Raw genomic sequence first — 17,498 nt, 5'->3', positions numbered from 1 at the left:
CTGAGGAATTGTTCAAAGATGTAGATGATGTATTGAGAAAACTGCGTCCTTATTTAAACCGCGATGGTGGAGATGCCGAATTGGTTCAAGTTAAGGATGGAGTGGCTAAACTAAAATTCTTGGGAGAGTGCAACGGCTGTCCTAGTGCAACGATCACATTGAAGGCTGGCATAGAACGTGCCATTTTTGAAGAAGTAGATGGCATTCATGAAGTCGTTCAAGTCTTCTAGAGAAAGGGTGACCAAACAAACTACTTCCTTGCTGACATACGTTTGGACCTGCCTTTTCGCTACAATAAGAGCGTAAACCAAACTTGAAACGAATGCAGCTTTATGATGAAGATTGCGCTAGATCCAACAAAAGTATGCGCTTCCGGAAAAAACGGCTTTTCCAAGTGCTTCAAAGGATCACGTTTCAAATCACATTTAGGAGGAACATTCATGTATAATGCCAGCTCCACCCGATATGACAAGATGACATATAACCGTACTGGCCGCAGTGGCCTGCTCCTGCCAGCTATTTCGCTAGGTCTGTGGCATAACTTTGGCGGGATCGATAACTTCGAGAACGGCAGAGCTATGGTGAGAAGAGCCTTTGATCTGGGAATCACCCATTTTGATTTATCCAACAACTACGGGCCTCCTGCCGGTTCCGCAGAAGAGACTTTCGGACAAATCCTGAAGAAGGATTTAGCCGCTTATCGTGATGAACTGATTATCTCCAGCAAAGCCGGATATTATATGTGGCCAGGCCCTTACGGAGAATGGGGCTCCAAGAAATATCTCGTATCCAGTCTGGATCAAAGCTTGCAACGGATGGGACTGGATTATGTAGACATTTACTACCACCACCGCCCAGACCCTAACACGCCGCTGGAAGAAACGATGTCTGCATTGGATCTGCTTGTTCGCCAAGGCAAGGCCCTGTATGTCGGCATTTCGAATTACAGTGCGGAAGATACCCGCAAAGCATCGCAAATCCTGCGCCAGCTCGGAACTCCATGCCTGATTCATCAGCCGAATTACTCGATGCTGTCCCGCTGGATTGAAGGCGGCTTGCAGGATGTACTGGACGAAGAAGGTATTGGAAGCATCGTGTTCTCACCGCTGGAAAAAGGCATCCTGACTGACCGTTATCTAAACGGCATCGCAGCCGATTCCCGTGCCGCCGGACCAAGTGTCTTCCTTTCTGAAAAAGAGCTTACGGATGATGTCCTCGGTAAAGTACGGAAACTGAACGATCTTGCCGCTGCTCGCGGACAGAAAATGTCGCAGTTGGCTCTCTCCTGGGTGCTTCGCGGCGGCAGAGTGACTTCCGCCCTGATTGGAGCCAGCAAGGTAAGCCAAATTGAGGATGCGGTCGCCTCCTTGAATGCACCGGAACTTAGTGCAGAAGAGCTGGAGCAAATCGAAGCCATTTTGCCCGGATAGTTTACTTTTCAATATGGAGGGCGGGGACAACGGTCCCCGCTTATTCTATTCTATCTACAGCCCATGCATGGGCTTGCGCTCTACTGAGCCTTTACACTCTACTCCTTGCTCATCCCTTTTCATTACAGGTTTATTTTCCGGATCATGCTCTGGAGTTGTCAACAAAAGTGCAGTTTGAAAACACACACAACAAGCTGATGGCTGCTTGCGGCGTTATATTAGCTCCACTCTATGGCACACTGCAAAGCATTATCGGCGGGTTGACGCTGGTGCTGCTGATTGCTGTTGCCAGCAGTTTCCGCTTCGGCTTTCAAGATACTAAACAAACAGCATTGCCACTGGCTCCTTTTCTGGCTATTGGCGGCATCGCTGCTTTTTTCTTTCGAATTAAAGCTATTTTTCATTTCGTATTAAAGCTATTTTTCATTTCGTATTAAGGAGGATAAATATGAATAGCGTATCTAATCTGCTTCATTTAGCACAACAAGGTGACAAAGAAGCTGAAGCCAGATTGATTATCCGTTATGGGATTTATAAATAAATACGCTAAACGAAATGGCACCATTGATCCAAATTGCAAACAACAGTTGACAATTGCCTTTATCCTGGCAGTCAGTCGCTTTGATCTTAGTCGTTACAAATAATACAAGGACAAGCCATGTGGAGTTTGCTTCATATGGCTTGTCCTTGTTTCCATACTATATTCTAAATTATTTATAGAGAAATATCCAAGGAAGTAATCATCAGATCTTAATGTTACCTTTATTGCCCCTTGATCTTTAAGAACTTCATATTACTTGTTTCAAGTACGTTCTTTTCTCTGCTGTCTGCTATATCGACAAAAGGGGGCAAGTCCGTAGAACGACTAACCGGCGATTGTCTGCGTTCGCCCTCCAAAGCACTATCGTCGAGCAGATGTTTCCTCATAGCTTTGCAAGCCCGCATCACGCAAAGTTCTTCCGACATAGCCCAACTCTCGACGTGCAGCGGCATCGTTGACTGTGAACTCACGCCCGATCATGCGTATCATCGAGCGTGAGATCGGCGGATCCCCGTCCTTCCGCGTGACGGCCCAGATAGTGTCGAGCAGCCGGCCAATGGCAGAGGCAAGCCAGTAGGGCATCGAATGCAGCTTATTGATGGACAAGCCCTGTAAGTTCGCGAGCGAGGTGACGAACTCACGGAAAGTCTGCCCTTCCTGGTCTTTGATGAAGAAGGCATGACCGCCTTCTCCGCGTGTGAGTGTGCATTGTATCGCTTCTACCACATTGTCCACGTGGCAGGTTGCAAAAGCATAGTCTCCGCGGTTGATGAAGGCGAACTGTCCAGATCTGACTGCTTCGGGAAGCCCTTGACTAAACGGATCACCCGGCCCCCAGATAGCCGGCGGGCGAAGCGCGATGGTGCGAAAGCCAGGTTTGTTAGCTGCCAGAACCATCGATTCGGCCCGTGCCTTGCTTGCCAGGTAGGCGGAGAAGTGGTTCGGGAAAATCGGCGTGCTTTCATCAACGTTGCGTTTGGGAGTACCGCCATTATCCATGAGGATTCCCGCTGCACTGATGTAGACAAATGTCTTCGCACCGGCGGACTCGGCTGCCTTCAACAAGGCTACGGTTCCATCAACGTTGGTACGAAAGAGGGGTTCGCGAGGCCCTGAAAAGCGGAACAGTGCTGCTGCGTGCACAACCGCATCAATCACCGGCAATATGAGTGGCGTGCTGCTTTCGAGATCGGCATCGACTGGCGTAGCACCCATGGACTTGAGTTTGGCGTGAGATGATATGGAGCGTGTGAGTGCGAAAATCTCGTGACCGTCCTCTATGAGCTTCGGGATTAGGCGACCGCCTAGCAGACCAGTACCTCCCGTGACAAGAATTTTCATTGTGTTCGTCCTTTCTGTTCAGGATGTAGGATGGACCGTATGGCCCCCTCACGAATTTGCTCCAGGATTTCTAAAGTGGGTGGCACCGCTTTGCGTAGCCGAGCTGTGACGTATAGTAGGGATGCAGCATTCGCAGATGCCCACATGAGATCAGCAGCCACCTCCACCGTCGGCCTGAGCCGACCCTCAGCAGCGATGGCCGCGATGCGTTGGATGAGGAGCGCAAATGCCTGCTCGTCGGCGGGAATTTCAGCATCGTTGAGAACGCGGCCCATCATCACCCCGTAGAGCCGTGGACGAGCCGCCGCGAAGCGCACGTAATCGTCCCAGCCTTCGCGTAGTGCCATAACCGGATCGAAGGATTGCGTAGCAGTCCTTTTACTCTCAAGAAACTGAGCAAATGCTTCCTTAATGGCGGCGCTCAGTAGCCCGTCGGCGCTGCCGAAGTGATGATACAGCGTCGGTGCGGTCACCTTCGCTATTGCGCAGACGGAGCGGGTTGTGAACTGTGCCTCGCCCTCTTCCTCGAGAACTTGTAAAGCCGCATTGAGTAGAGCGTCGTGTGTATTCATGCGACCAATATAGCACAGCTACTTAGTTTGTCTATAGCGATGCTATATTGGTGCCAATCCCCTCCTGACATTCAATAAAACCCCAGTTCCCGACGCGACTATATCCGTTTCCCGTACGGACGCTGAAAATCCATCTTGATTCAGTGATTGTGGCAAACACGAGCAATCCCCCATCAAAGTCTGTCTCTATAAGACCCACGATTTCTCATGGACGATAAGCAAAGCTTACCCTAAAATTACGGCCTAGTACTTTTCTTTTGTTGTTGAACACTCCAGAGAGTAAATAAAATTCCCACGCCGGTTACGATGGAAGCAACCCAAGGAACGGCTGTTAGGCCTCCCCCAAATTGTAAATCTATAACCAAGCCTCCGATATACGCACCAAACGCATTACCCAGGTTAAAAGCCGCAACATTTAAAGTCGACGCCAGCGTTGGAGCTTCTTTGGCCATATTCAGCATATGAAGCTGCAATCCTGGTATAATTCCAAAAGCAGCCATTCCTAATATAAAAATAGTAATCAAAGCAGGCACTTTATGCTGATCCGTAATTGAGAATAATGCCAAAACTATGGCCAACACAACGAGTATCCCGAGGAGAGACGGCATTAATTTGCGGTCAGCCAGCTTGCCTCCGATAATATTCCCAAGCGTGATGCCGATCCCGAATAAAACAAGGATGTAAGAAACCGAATTCACCGGGAACTTAGTAATATCAGTTAAAATCGGTGAAATATAAGTGAATACCGTAAAGAGCCCTCCATTACCAAACGTCGTCATCAAAAGAGCAATATAAACGGTTGGCTTACGCAGTACACTAAGCTCCTGCTTAAGGTTCGATAAAGCTGATTCTACTTTTGGAACGAGCACGGCAATCCCAATCAAAGCAATCAGACCTAGGATAGTGATCGCCCAAAAAGTGGATCTCCATCCAAAGGCTTGACCAATAAATGTACCGATCGGAACGCCAAGAATATTTGCAAGTGTCAGACCGGTAAACATGATTGCAATAGCTCCAGCCCGTTTTTCCTTAGGAACCAGTCCAGCTGCAATAACAGATCCAACGCCAAAAAAGGACCCATGAGTTAATGCAGCCACGATACGAGCTACCATTAATACTCCATAGTTCGGTGCAAGAGCAGCCAATGCATTACCTGATATGAACAGAATCATAAGAAAAAGAAGCAACTGCTTTCGCTTCATTCGATGAGTGGCGACTGTGATGATAGGAGCTCCTATAGCCACACCCAGTGCATATCCGGTAATGAGTAGCCCTGCTGAGGGGATGGACACCTGCAAGCTTTCGGCCACTTCAGGAAGTAACCCCATAATAATAAATTCAGTCATTCCAATCGCAAATGCCCCGATTGTCAGCGCTAATAGCGCCAAAGTCGGTCTTTTACTTTCTGGTTTATTTTCTATATTCACTGCATCCAAATAAATAACCACCTATCCGTTTTTCTCAATAAGAAAGCACTCGAAAACCAGCAGCTTTAGCACCAGACTCGGGTGATTCCTGCATTATTCACAAGCCCCGTTCGACAAGCTCTTTCTGCTACTCCTTCGATATAGCTCACCATTTTGTCATACATATACGCACAATGGTTGTTCCATCTACTCGTGTTTCCTTGCGAAACAGCATTCCTGCAAATAAGACGAGAAGAATGTTATATTCATTAGCACGCGCTTGTTAGCCTATCCAATTTACTGAGCAAAACTCCTTAAATCCAGATCCCCCTAAACTCCCCAGCTTTAATCCTGTCACGAAAAAATCGAACATACGATTCCGGTCTTGCCTTTCAATAGAATCATGATACAATAAAAGGTACCGTTCGGTATCTTTTATTGTACAACAAGCTGTTCTAGAATGAAATAGCGCCGAGCCATTTTGTTTTCATGAGAGTTATTACCTTTTTGGAATAACTAAAACTTATAGGAGGACTTGAGAATGACTGAAAAGTAGATTTTAAAGGCGTTGAACTGATCTGACCTTTTTTTCGCCGAATTAAAGAGTTGTCACATAATGAATTTGTAGTGCACGCAAGGACAAGGAAGTGATTATATATTTGTTAAAATACGGAACTAAAATTCTCATTGTTGCTCGGGATAGACGCATTCAAATGCTTCTCAAATCAAATCTTGAGAAGAAAGACTGCATGGTCGATCAAGTGTATGATGATAAATCATCATTTCTTAAAACACGACAGTTCGACTATAGTCCCGTTACATTAGATGCAGCAACTCCTTATCAGGATGAAATCACTCTTTGTTCTAAGATCAAGAAATGAAATTCAAAAAAAAGAAAGCTATTGGATAAGACAAAACAACCAGGGGAGTTGAAGTAAGATGAGTGAAGCAACAGAAACGATAGAGGGTTGGTATGCACTGCATGATTTCCGCACCATCGACTGGCTTGCCTGGGAAAGTGCAACCACAGAGGAACGCGAGTATGCAAAGCATGATTTGATGACGCTAATCTATGAATGGTCGGCGGTCGAATCCCGGATGGAGGGCAGCTTGGCAATGTACGCCATCGTAGGCCAGAAGGCAGACATTATGTTTATAAACCTACGCGAGACACTCGAGGAGCTGAACTCAGCGGAGAACGCATTTAATCGTTCTCGGTTCGCAAAATTCGTAAAACCAGTTTACTCGTACGTCAGTGTCGTCGAGCTGAGCAATTATTTAGCCCCTCCCGGCTCCGATCCGATGCAAGTTCCCGAAGTAGCCGCTCGCCTTAAGCCAATCTTACCCAAGGCGAAACATATCTGCTTTTACCCTATGAACAAGCGACGCATGCTTAACGATAACTGGTACATGCTTTCTCTGGAGGAGCGCAAAAACTTCATGCGCAGTCACGGTATGATCGGCCGCACTTATGCAGGCAAGGTCAAGCAGATTATCACCGGCTCGGTCGGCTTCGACGATTGGGAGTGGGGTGTTACACTGTTTGCCGACGATCCGCTGCAGTTTAAGAAGCTCGTCTATGAGATGCGGTTCGACGAGACTAGCGCACGCTTCGGAGAATTCGGCCAGTTTTACGTTGGCAACATACTCACACCTGCTGGCTTGACAGAGTTGCTGAACGTGTGAAGGGCTAAATTATGCTTCACGGATTTTTAATTTTTTATATTTCGTGACAGTTCTAGGTCCATTTCGAAAATATAAACCCAATTGCAAAGTACCGAGGAAACTTAACAAAAAATCAACCCGGATAAGGAGAAACTTAGATTGATGACAAACCAGACGGAAAAAACATTGGTCATTGTAACCCATCCTAACTTAAATAGCTCAAGAATAAATAAACGGCTGACCGAAGAACTATTAATACATGAAGAAGTCACTGTCCACCTGCTGTATGAAGCTTACCCTGACGAACAAATCGACGTGGAAAAAGAACGCCAACTTTTGGAAAATTACGACCGGATTGTACTTCAATTCCCATTTTACTGGTACAGCGCTCCTTACTTGTTGAAAAAATGGCTGGACAAAGTATGGGGCAGCGGCTGGGCGTACGGGCCGGGAGGAAATAAGCTGGAAGGTAAGGAACTGCGGCTGGCCATTTCAACCGGCGGTGTTCGTGAAGCTTATCAAGCCGGCGGATTCCATCAATATTCTTATAGCGAGCTGCTGAGACCCTTCCAGGCTTCTGCAAATCGTGTAAAAATGCTTTATAAACCCTCCTTTGAAATTAGTGGTGTTAGAGAAGTAAATGACGAAGCTCTTGAAAAACTGGCTAAGAAGTATGCTGAATTCGTCACTCAGCCATTTCTGATTGCAGTTGAATCCTAAGGGGGGATCTCACTCGGGGAGTCATCCAAAAACTTAACCCCTCATAAGCGGCGCTGCGCTCATATGTCCAGTAATCGTTGCTGGTGTATAAAAAAAGAACGGTTCCTGAGCATAATGTTATCCATCAGCAACGACAATGCAATCGGCTCACAAGAAAAAGCGGCTCGGATATCCGAGTCAGCGTATACGAAAAGGAGATAAGAAGATGACGAATACGAACGCAACGAATGGTAAAGAGGCCGCCTATCATGGTGTGCCGGCGGAAGACGCTTACGGTTATGCACAAGCAATCAAGATCGGAAACACGATCCATGTTTCCGGCCAACTCAGCCACGACGAAAATGGGGCGATGGTCTTCCCCGCGGTGCTCGATGAATCTGGGAAGCCGGCCGACTTCTCGATGATGGAGGAGCAGATGCGGGTAACCTATGCCAATGCCGCGAAGATCCTAGCACAATTCGGGGCCACCTTCGACCACGTGGTTGAAGATACGCTCTACGTCCTCGATGTCGATGCGGCGTTTGCGGTCGCAGGCAAGGTTCGGAAAGAAGTCTACGGGACGCCGCGGCCTCAGGTCGCCAGCAATTTGATCGGCGTACCGAGACTGGGCTTCCCAGAGCAACTAATCGAAATCGTCTTCAAGGCAGTGCTGCCTCAAGCCTAAGCGGACGCGGGTTTGACGAGGAGGCGTGCCCATCACGAACCCATCAAGACAACTGCCCCCAACGACATGTTGATTGTGTGCCAACCTGTGGCAGCATGTCGTGTTATGCATGAGACGTGTATTGGCATCCTTGGTCGCTGATAACGGTCAATCCAGTCACGTCTTTATGTTGTTTAAATACCTTTTTAGACGTCTCCAGGACCAACGGATTGTCGTTATGGCGGTCGAATCCCGGATGGAAGGCAGCTTGGCAATGTATGCCATCGTCGGCCAGAAGGCAGACATTATGTTTATAAACCTACGCGACACACTCAAGGAGCTGAACTCAGCGGAGAACGCATTTAATCGTTCTCGGTTCGCCAAATTCGTAAAACCAGATTGCTGAGGGACAGATATATAATCAACACAAATTACAAATGGCTTTGGAAGGGAGGTCGTAAGGAATGGGAATTGATACGGTACTATGGAGCAGGCTGGTGACAGGAATGACACTAGGGTTCCATATGATATTCGCGACGATTGGTGTCGGTATCCCTCTCATGATCGCGATTGCTGAGTTCATCGGCATCCGCAAGCAAGATTCTCATTACACACTGATGGCTAAGAGGTGGGCGCGGGGGTTTGTTATATCCGTCGCAGTTGGTGTCGTAACAGGCACGGCAATTTCACTGCAACTGGCATTGGTATGGCCGAATTTTATGAAATTGGCAGGGAACGTTATTGCACTTCCGTTATTCATGGAGGTATTTGCATTCTTTTTTGAAGCTATCTTTTTAGGCATTTATCTGTATACGTGGGATCGGTTCAAGAATCCCTATATTCATTGGCTGCTCACACTCCCCATTGTCTTAGGGGCAGGAATGTCTGCTGTTTTTATTACGACTGTGAATGGTTTTATGAACCAACCTGGGGGATTCACAATGCAAGGTGGACAATTTACAGCCGTTAACCCTGTGCAAGCGATGCTGAATACGGCGACGTTCTCCAAAGTGTTCCATGTATTAAGCTCAGCCTACTTAACAGGAGCGGCTCTGCTAGCAGGAATTGCGGCTTTTACGATGCTTAGAAAAGGGGTTACTGGATACCACAAAAAAGCGTTAAAGCTTATGATGGCCGTTGTTATGTTATTCGGATTGCTAAACACAGTAGCTGGAGATGCGTCTGCCAAGTTCTTGGCCGAGCATCAGCCGGAAAAGCTAGCTGCTGCGGAATGGCATTTTGAGACCGAGAGCGGCGCGGATTTGATTCTATTGGGGTGGCTTAATGCCGAGCATAAAATTATTGGCGCAATTCACCTGCCGAAGATTCTCAGCTTCCTGGCTTTTGGAAATTTTAATGCGAAAGTAACAGGTCTGAATGAATTTTCTCCAGATGAACAACCTCCGCTCCTTGTGCATTATTTTTTTGATTTGATGGCTGGCATAGGGTTTGCGTTATTGGGCATATCCGTTCTGTATTTCCTATTTACATTCTGGAAAAAACGCAATGAGCACAATAAATGGCTGCTCCGCATTATTGCTCTAGGTGCGCCGCTCGCATTTTTGGGAGTCGAGTTGGGCTGGTTTTACGCCGAGTTGGGGCGGCAGCCGTGGATTCTACGAGGATATATGCGTGTAGAAGAAGCGGCGACGACATCGCCCAGCGTGAGAATTCTTTTTTTCCTCTTCCTTCTTCTTTACATCGTATTAGGCGCGGTTAGTGTTCTTGTTCTTCGGCGCTTATTCCACAATAATCCGGCAGAAACTGAGATGGAGAAGTGGGCACAGCATGCGGGTAACAAGAGGTCCGGGAAGGATGCGCATGCCTGATGAGTTATGATTTGATTGGAATTTCAGTACTTTGGCTGTTTTTGTACGGTTATCTTATTTTAGCCTCCATTGACTTTGGAGCAGGTTTCTTTGCCTTTTATGCCCGCCTGACCAAGCAGGACCACCTCATTAATCGTCTGATTTCTCGTTATTTGTCACCCGTATGGGAGATCACAAATGTGTTTTTCGTCTTTTTCTACATCGGCATGATCGGATTTTTTCCGGATACAGCGTATTATTATGGCTCGGCGCTTATTGTTCCAGGGAGTGTCGCAATCGTGCTGCTTGCTATTCGTGGCTCGTTCTATGCATTTGAAAACTATGGGTCCAAAAATAATATTGTCTATCTGTTTTTGTACGGCGCAACGGGTTTGCTGATCCCGGCTTCATTGTCCGTGGCGCTGACCCTGTCTGAAGGCGGCTTTATCTTGAAGCAGGATCAGACGGTTTCTCTGGATTACTGGGCTTTATTAACCAATCCATTATCGTGGAGCATCGTTGGATTGGCGATTGTGTCTGTTTTGTTTATTAGTGCCTGTTTTTTGACGTTTTACGCTTCACGAGCAGAGGACAAAGCTGCCCTAAAGCTTATGCGGACCTATGCGCTGTTCTGGAGCACACCGACGATTATTATCGCCCTGACGGCCTTTATCTATTTGGGGCAACACAATGAGCGGCACTATCAAAATATGATGGATTTATGGTGGCTGTTAGCACTTTCTGTTACCTTTTTCATCATTGCGTTGTGGCTGTTATACCGCGGCCGTCGCTATGGGGTAGCATTTGTTTGCATCATGCTGCAATTTCTCTGTGCCTTTTTCGCTTACGGGATTGGGCAGTATCCCTATATTCTTGATCCCTACATTACGATTCAAAGCAGCGTTACCTCATCCTCAATGGGCTTCGCGCTGGTTGTCGTATTTATCGGGGGTATGTGTCTATTAATTCCTTCTCTTATTTTGGTTTTCAAGCTGTTTCTATTTGATGCGGATTACGTGAAAGGGAAAAAGTAGGCTGATTACTCGCAGGCTACTACCATAAAAGGAGTTGAGTTTGGTGAAGGAGAAAAGAAGCTTGATTGCTATACAGTTGACCGCGCAACGCAAACGTCTCATTTACCTGTCATTCATCTCGCTCGCACTAGGCGCCGCGATTGTAAGTCAGGCTGCACTGCTGGCCGAAGCCGTCCAGCAGATCTTTGTAGAGAAAGCATCTTTATCATCGGTTGCCCTACTACTTGGCATCCTACTGGTCGTGATGACGATGCGTACACTGTTGTCATTAGGGAACGCGACAGTTGGTTTGCAAATGGCAGCAACCGCCAAAATAAATATGCGAGCAGCCGTGCTTGAAAATTTCATGCATGCTTCCATGCCTTCCTCTCTTCAAGGGCAAACGGGGGGAAAGGTCAGCATTGCGCTGGATGCTGTGGATGAGGCGGATAGTTATTTCAGTCAATACATGCCGCGTATGGTGGAAATGGTCATTATCCCCATTCTGATTTTAGTCGTTTCGTTTACCCAACATGCCAATTCAGGTATTATCATGCTGGTTACAGCACCGTTTATACCGATTTTTATGATTTTGGTAGGGCTGAAAACAAAAAATAAATCAGAAGAAAAGTATGCGCAGTTGGCTGAATTTTCCGGTACATTTCTAGATTCTCTTCAAGGGCTCGTTACGTTAAAAATATTCGGACGGGCCCGCCATCAGCAGCAAGAAATCGAACGTAGTAGCTTAAGATACCGTGATGCCACAATGGATATTTTGAAGATTGCGTTTACGAATACCCTCATGCTGGAATCAATTGTGATGCTGAGCATCGGGATTGTTGCTCTCGAACTGGCCATTCAGCTCCTTGTTTTCAAATCGATGTCGTTTCACACGGCCTTTTTTGTATTGTTGCTCGTGCCCGAATTTTACAGCTTACTAAAGAGTTCGGGAACAGCCTTTCACAATGGGCGAACCAGTATGGGGGCGGTTCGCAAGGTTGAAACCATGCTCGCGGACACGAACGATAGAAACGATCTGAAGGATCAGCCGGTAGGGCTCCAGACATTTCCGAAGAAGCTGTTTCCAATGCCGCCCACCATTGAACTGGACAATGTCCGGTTTCAGTATGCACCTGACTCATTTGAGCTGAATACAGGTTCGATCACAATTCGACCAGGAGATCATATTGCCCTTGTTGGTCATAGCGGATCCGGTAAAACAACCTTGCTCCATCTTATAGCGGGTTTACTAAGACCGGTGTCGGGGACCATTCTAGTGAGTGGAAACCCGCTTACTCAACAGAATGAGACGATATGGTTCGAACATATCAGCTACATTACGCAGCATCCTTACATTTTTGCAGGTACCTTCGCTGATAATATCGCAATCGGTGCCGGGCGGAAAGTCTCCAGGGCTGAAATTGAGGCAGCGGCTGCGGACGCGGGTCTTTCGCAGGTTGTATCCCAACTGGAGCAGGGATTTGATACCCCCGTCGGTGAAGGCGGTAGAGGACTATCCGGTGGGGAAAAGCAACGGCTTGCCGTAGCGCGGGCTTTTTTGAAGCGACCTTCCATTATTTTGTTCGATGAGCCGACCGTCGGACTCGATCTTCACACCGAGAGCATCCTGCAACATTCGATTGGAACCTTGGCAAAATCGGCGACGATGATTACGGTGGCTCACCGATTGTATACCATTCGAAATGCGGACAACATTTTGTTTATGGACCATGGCGTCCTAATGGGCTCGGGACATCACGACGAGCTTATTAAACGCCTGCCTGCGTATGCAGAGATGGTCGATGTCCAACGCAAAGGGGTGCCGGGATGAACGAGTTGGCTATTTTGTTCCAATCTATGATTCGGGAGCGCAAAGATATTATTCTTTCGATTTTAGGCGGATTTGTCGCCGGTATTGCCGGTGTGATCCTCTTTTCTGCGAGCGGCTATCTGATTTCGCAAACGGTGTTTGCACCTCCGCTTTATACGCTGATCGTACTTACTTCGTTGGTCAAGCTGCTTGGTTTACTTCGAGCGGTGAGTCGTTATGGCGAGCGCTTATATTCACACCGAGCGACATTCTCTATGCTTAGCCGTTTGCGATCATCCTTTTTTGCCAAGCTCATTCCCTTAACGCCAGGCATTTTAAATAAAAACCGAAGCGGGGATCTGCTTGCACGAATCGTTGGGGATGTAGAGAGTTTGCAGCACTATTTTTTACGCGTCGCGTATCCGCCGATCATTGTTGTCATGGTGTTCTTGACGACAATGCTGGCTACCGCCTCCTTTTCTTTCTGGATGGCTTGCTTGATGCTACTCGGTATGCTGGGAACCGTATTGGTCGTGCCGGGAATCGTATTACTAGGATATCGGAAAATCAATGGGCATGTTCGCAAGCAGCGAGCGCTGTTGTCTACGGAAGTAACAGAGGTGTTGTATGGTTTCCGGGATCTTAAAGTTTATGGGCAGCTTGCGCAGCGGGAACAGCAACTTCGCCAAGCTTCTGCTACATTGGCAGCCGAGCAGCAGCGAGCGGCCGGACAACTGCTACGTGGACAAACGATGCATGCCTTTGTCACATATCTGATTTCCTGGGGGGTGTTGGCCCTTGGTGCTTATCTGATATCGGATGGAATGCTAGCTGGCGTATATCTGGCTATGCTTGTCATGGCCTCATTAACTGTATTTGAAGAAGCAGCGACTATGGCCACGTTGCCAGCATATAAGCAAGATAGCGAACATGCAGCCAAGCGGCTGACGGAAGCAGTATTGACTCCTGCAATGCAGCCGGTTCTGCCAAGTTGTACGTTAAATACCGAGCATGCCGTTTCTATTGAACTATCCGGCGTTTCATTTCAATATGAAGACGAGTGGAGACCAGCATTAAAGAACTTTTCGTTGCAAATTCCACCAGGATCTAAAACAGCGATTGTCGGACCTAGCGGTTCGGGAAAGTCTACGCTGATTGAGTTGTTACTCAAGCTACGTACGCCAACGGCTGGGGATTTGCGACTGAGCGGCATATCAGTACAGGAACTGGAGGAGTCGAGCATTTGGAAAACGGCTAGTGTCGTGCTGCAGCAAAGCCATTTTTTCCGGGGAACGATCCGGGATAACTTGCTCATGGATGGTGAGAATCATTCTGACGGCGACCTGTTGGATATTCTCGCTAAAGTGCAATTGCCGACCATCTCGTTAACGGATCCCGTGTACGAAAAGGGAGTAAATTTATCGGAAGGCGAAAAACAGCGGTTGGCCCTGGCGCGGGCCATACTTCGCAAGGGAAAGCTATGGCTACTGGATGAGCCGACGTCTTCGCTGGACTATGTGACAGAGCAACGTGTTTTGACGTACCTATACGAGCAGGCGTCCGAAGATACGCTTCTGCTAATCTGTCACCGGCTTAACGGTTTGGAAGGAATGGATAGAATCGTCGTTATGGAGCAAGGAGGGGTAGTAGAAACGGGTTCGTATTCCGAATTGATGGAGCAAAAAGGCTATTTTTATAAGATGAAACAAATTGAGTTACAATTAATTGGCGCTACGGGGGACTGAGCAGATTGCACTCAGAATCGGAGCGGGAAGAAGGAAATTGATTATGAATAATGGGTTAATCAACGCTATTATCGCTTATATCATGTGGGGAGTTCTCCCGCTTTATTGGAAGTTGTTTAATGATGTGCCTGCAGGCGAGATTTTATCACACAGGGTTGTCTGGTCGTTTGTCTTCATGGGTATTCTCGTCACCGTCCAGCGCCGCTGGGGTGATATGAAGCGGATTGTGACTAGCCGTACGCTCCTGCTATCACTCACCGCCAGCGGACTGTTGATCGCTGCTAATTGGCTCATCTTCATCTGGGCTGTCAATAACAACCATGTCGTTGAGACAAGCCTCGGCTATTATTTAAACCCGCTGCTGAACGTGTTACTAGCAATCGTCTTCCTTCGTGAGAAGCCGAATCGTGGCCAGTGGCTCGCGATTGCCGTCGCTGGCGCGGCGGTGCTCATTATCGCAATCGACTATGGGCGATTTCCGTGGGTCGCAATCTCGCTGGCTGCGTCGTTTGGCTTATACGGCCTTGCGAAAAAGAAGATTGTGCTAAACGCTTCTGTAGGCTTGTTGTCGGAGACAGTTGTAGTTCTACCCATTGCGCTCGGGTACTGGGTCTATTTGGCATCCGTGGGCAAGGCGATGGCATGGACACTGCCTCCGTCCATGTTCATCGAACTACTCCTTTCGGGCGTAGTAACGGCACTGCCGCTGTTCTTCTTTGCACGAGCAGCCGCCCGCATGGCGTTTTCCACACTCGGATTCGTACAATACATCGGGCCGACAATCATGCTGTTACTGAGCGTATTTGTGTTCAAGGAATCGGTTTCGTCTACCCTTCTCGTCGGTTTTGCACTCATTTGGACAGCGCTTGTTATATACGCTGTGGCATCAGTTCGTGGCACAAAAGTCACGAAGGTGAATGTGCACCATGATAAAACCTATGTATGACGAGGCCTTCAGGTGTTAGACAGTACAACATATTAATGAAAGCGTCCAAACGATGACAGATGTCACCCGAGAACTGAAGATTAACCATGACACAGTGTATGGTTCTCCAATAATAAGCTGCCCGTTCAACACAATGTGTTAAACCGCGAGTTCCAAGCGACGAAGCTCGAAGAGAAATGGGGCAGCGATATCATCTATGATTGGAACGCGGAAAGATGGCTGTTTTGGGCAAAGCCTGTTAGTTAGCCAAAAAAGGTAAAAAAGCCGCCTCATTCGGTAAATTGTTGTACCCCTGCAATCTCCCGAAACGAGGCGGCCTCATGAAAAAGCCTACTTCAATATCCAGCATTCTTCAATATATTGATTCCGGAAGAAACCATCCTTCCCTACTAAGCGAGATGCACTACGTCGATGTTGCGCGGAAATTCACCGTATATAAGTTATATTTGTTATTGGCGGAAGGCTGCCTTCCAGCAGTGGAAGGGATTTCGAGGATGGGGATATACCTCCAAAATGTTGAGAGAGATCATATAAGCATCTTATTCTCTCTACGCTTCCAAGCACAACTGATTAACTATTTTTCAAACAACAATTCTGTAAATAAAATGCAAAGGATGCTGTATTCATTTGCATATGCTTATTATCCCCATCTAACTTGCTGAGTAAAATGCCTCCTTCGAGCAAGGAAAAGGCAAATGAAGCAAGAGCATCCGCATTTAAATCCTCCTTAAACTCCCCACTATTTATCCCGTTAAGAATTATACTCTTTATCATATCCAAATGGTTATGCAGCCCTTGTCTTGCCTGATCTCGAAGCTCCACATGAGTATCGTCACTTTCTACTGCTGTATTCTGCATAGGACATCCGCCAACAAATGGTGGATTACCAACAACATCTTCATAAACACGAAAAAAAGCAAGTAATCTCCCTGACGCAGATTGCTCCCGGTCGACCGCCTCAGCAAATTTGCTGATAACATTACTGGCGGCGTAGTTGTAGGCTTCAAGCGCAATTTCATCTTTACTTGTAAAATGCCGATAGATGCCCCCCTTCTTAATCCCGGTATCGGCAATAATATCGTTTAACGATGTACCGGCATATCCTCTCTGATTAAAGATTGCTGCCGATTTCATAATAATGTGCTCTCTTGTTCGATCTCCTTTTTTCATGGGTTCCTCCGAATGACCTTATTCCAATCTAACATTATATCAAAATTTTACGGCCGAAGCCTTGCCAATGTATCAAATCCTGATATAATAAAGATACCGATCGGTATCTTTTATTTTAAAACAAACCCATTCCAAAGGCAAGCTTGTTTGGCTTCGGGTCAATGCTTACCTTTAAGTTCTATTGGACAAAATAATATGGAATGGATTTCGAACGAAAACAGGAGGTTTATTCAATGAGTGTAAAAGTAGGCATTAACGGTTTTGGGCGGATCGGAAGACTCGCTTTTCGTCGAATTCAAGAGGTGGGCAATATCGAGGTTGTGGCCATCAACGATCTGACTGACGCAAAAATGCTGGCTCATCTGCTCAAATATGATACTACGCAAGGCACTTTCCATGGAGACATCGAAGTTCATGATGGAGCCTTTACTGTTAACGGCAAAGAAATTAAAGTACTGGCTAACCGTAATCCCGAAGAGATTCCTTGGGGCGAGCTCGGCGTAGATATCGTGCTTGAATGTACAGGTTTCTTCACCACCAAAGAAAAGGCCGAGCTTCACCTGAAAGGCGGAGCAAATAAAGTTGTTATTTCTGCTCCGGCAACAGCCGACATGAAGACCATCGTGTATAACGTAAACCATGAAACACTGGACGGAACGGAAACCGTCATTTCCGGTGCTTCTTGCAC

General features: G+C 47.1%; 17 protein-coding genes. 13 read left to right on the top strand and 4 right to left on the bottom strand.

Annotated features, from left to right (window positions below; all coding sequences use genetic code 11):
* Window positions 1-8 precede the first annotated feature (8 nt).
* The 3 genes from BMY78_RS32310 (at window position 9) to BMY78_RS32300 (ending at window position 1,867) form a co-directional block, all read left to right on the top strand.
* Window positions 9-230, top strand: coding sequence for a NifU family protein (locus BMY78_RS32310; protein WP_090905527.1), 222 nt, complete (start codon window positions 9-11; stop codon window positions 228-230).
* A gap of 210 nt (window positions 231-440) precedes the next feature.
* A complete protein-coding gene (locus BMY78_RS32305; protein ID WP_053779478.1) occupies window positions 441-1,430 on the top strand; it encodes an aldo/keto reductase in 990 nt (329 codons plus the stop codon).
* Between the two features lie 167 nt (window positions 1,431-1,597).
* A complete protein-coding gene (locus tag BMY78_RS32300) occupies window positions 1,598-1,867 on the top strand; it encodes a hypothetical protein (protein ID WP_090905525.1) in 270 nt (89 codons plus the stop codon).
* Window positions 1,868-2,331: 464 nt separating this feature from the next.
* Here the strand turns inward: BMY78_RS32300 and BMY78_RS32290 are convergent, their stop codons facing one another.
* The 3 genes from BMY78_RS32290 to BMY78_RS32280 all read right to left on the bottom strand — a co-directional run bounded on the left by BMY78_RS32290 (window position 2,332) and on the right by BMY78_RS32280 (window position 5,320).
* Window positions 2,332-3,312, bottom strand: coding sequence for an NAD-dependent epimerase/dehydratase family protein (locus BMY78_RS32290; protein ID WP_090905523.1), 981 nt, complete (start codon window positions 3,310-3,312; stop codon window positions 2,332-2,334).
* The gene (locus BMY78_RS32285; RefSeq protein ID WP_090905521.1) at window positions 3,309-3,884 is read right to left on the bottom strand and encodes a TetR/AcrR family transcriptional regulator; all 576 of its coding nucleotides are present in this window, start codon (window positions 3,882-3,884) and stop codon (window positions 3,309-3,311) included. Before BMY78_RS32285 ends, BMY78_RS32290 begins: the two co-directional genes overlap by 4 nt.
* Before the next feature lie 236 nt (window positions 3,885-4,120).
* The gene (locus BMY78_RS32280) at window positions 4,121-5,320 is read right to left on the bottom strand and encodes an MFS transporter (RefSeq protein WP_090905520.1); all 1,200 of its coding nucleotides are present in this window, start codon (window positions 5,318-5,320) and stop codon (window positions 4,121-4,123) included.
* A 909-nt stretch (window positions 5,321-6,229) separates the two neighbouring features.
* Here BMY78_RS32280 and hemQ point away from each other — a divergent pair.
* From hemQ to rarD, 9 genes are all read left to right on the top strand, one after another.
* On the top strand, window positions 6,230-6,976 hold the full coding sequence (hemQ, locus tag BMY78_RS32270; RefSeq protein ID WP_090905515.1) for a hydrogen peroxide-dependent heme synthase: 747 nt from the start codon (window positions 6,230-6,232) through the stop codon (window positions 6,974-6,976).
* A 141-nt stretch (window positions 6,977-7,117) separates the two neighbouring features.
* The gene (locus BMY78_RS32265) at window positions 7,118-7,675 is read left to right on the top strand and encodes an NAD(P)H-dependent oxidoreductase (RefSeq protein WP_090905513.1); all 558 of its coding nucleotides are present in this window, start codon (window positions 7,118-7,120) and stop codon (window positions 7,673-7,675) included.
* A gap of 205 nt (window positions 7,676-7,880) precedes the next feature.
* A complete protein-coding gene (locus BMY78_RS32260; RefSeq protein WP_090905511.1) occupies window positions 7,881-8,339 on the top strand; it encodes a Rid family hydrolase in 459 nt (152 codons plus the stop codon).
* 109 nt (window positions 8,340-8,448) lie between these two features.
* The gene (locus tag BMY78_RS33845; protein WP_306459203.1) at window positions 8,449-8,724 is read left to right on the top strand and encodes a chlorite dismutase family protein; all 276 of its coding nucleotides are present in this window, start codon (window positions 8,449-8,451) and stop codon (window positions 8,722-8,724) included.
* Between the two features lie 58 nt (window positions 8,725-8,782).
* The gene (locus BMY78_RS32250; protein WP_090905509.1) at window positions 8,783-10,147 is read left to right on the top strand and encodes a cytochrome ubiquinol oxidase subunit I; all 1,365 of its coding nucleotides are present in this window, start codon (window positions 8,783-8,785) and stop codon (window positions 10,145-10,147) included.
* Entirely contained in the window at window positions 10,147-11,160 is a 1,014-nt protein-coding gene (locus BMY78_RS32245; protein ID WP_090905507.1) for a cytochrome d ubiquinol oxidase subunit II, read from the top strand. Before BMY78_RS32250 ends, BMY78_RS32245 begins: the two co-directional genes overlap by 1 nt.
* A gap of 43 nt (window positions 11,161-11,203) precedes the next feature.
* Entirely contained in the window at window positions 11,204-12,970 is a 1,767-nt protein-coding gene (gene cydD / locus BMY78_RS32240; RefSeq protein ID WP_090905505.1) for a thiol reductant ABC exporter subunit CydD, read from the top strand.
* Entirely contained in the window at window positions 12,967-14,694 is a 1,728-nt protein-coding gene (cydC, locus tag BMY78_RS32235; protein WP_090905503.1) for a thiol reductant ABC exporter subunit CydC, read from the top strand. Before cydD ends, cydC begins: the two co-directional genes overlap by 4 nt.
* Window positions 14,695-14,737: 43 nt before the next feature.
* A complete protein-coding gene (gene rarD, locus BMY78_RS32230) occupies window positions 14,738-15,640 on the top strand; it encodes an EamA family transporter RarD (RefSeq protein WP_090905501.1) in 903 nt (300 codons plus the stop codon).
* 570 nt (window positions 15,641-16,210) lie between these two features.
* Here the strand turns inward: rarD and BMY78_RS32225 are convergent.
* Window positions 16,211-16,810: a TetR/AcrR family transcriptional regulator gene (locus tag BMY78_RS32225; RefSeq protein ID WP_090905499.1), complete on the bottom strand. Its 600-nt coding sequence runs from the start codon at window positions 16,808-16,810 to the stop codon at window positions 16,211-16,213.
* Between the two features lie 233 nt (window positions 16,811-17,043).
* On the opposite strand from BMY78_RS32225, the gene BMY78_RS32220 reads away from it, so the two are divergent.
* Window positions 17,044-17,498 (top strand): glyceraldehyde 3-phosphate dehydrogenase NAD-binding domain-containing protein (locus tag BMY78_RS32220; RefSeq protein WP_256222577.1); only part of this gene is annotated, 455 nt, incomplete at its 3' end.

It is taken from the genome of Paenibacillus sp. OK076 (genome assembly GCF_900110055.1).
In the GTDB taxonomy this organism is placed as follows: domain Bacteria; phylum Bacillota; class Bacilli; order Paenibacillales; family Paenibacillaceae; genus Paenibacillus.
This window is presented reverse-complemented; position numbering and strand designations above follow the sequence as displayed.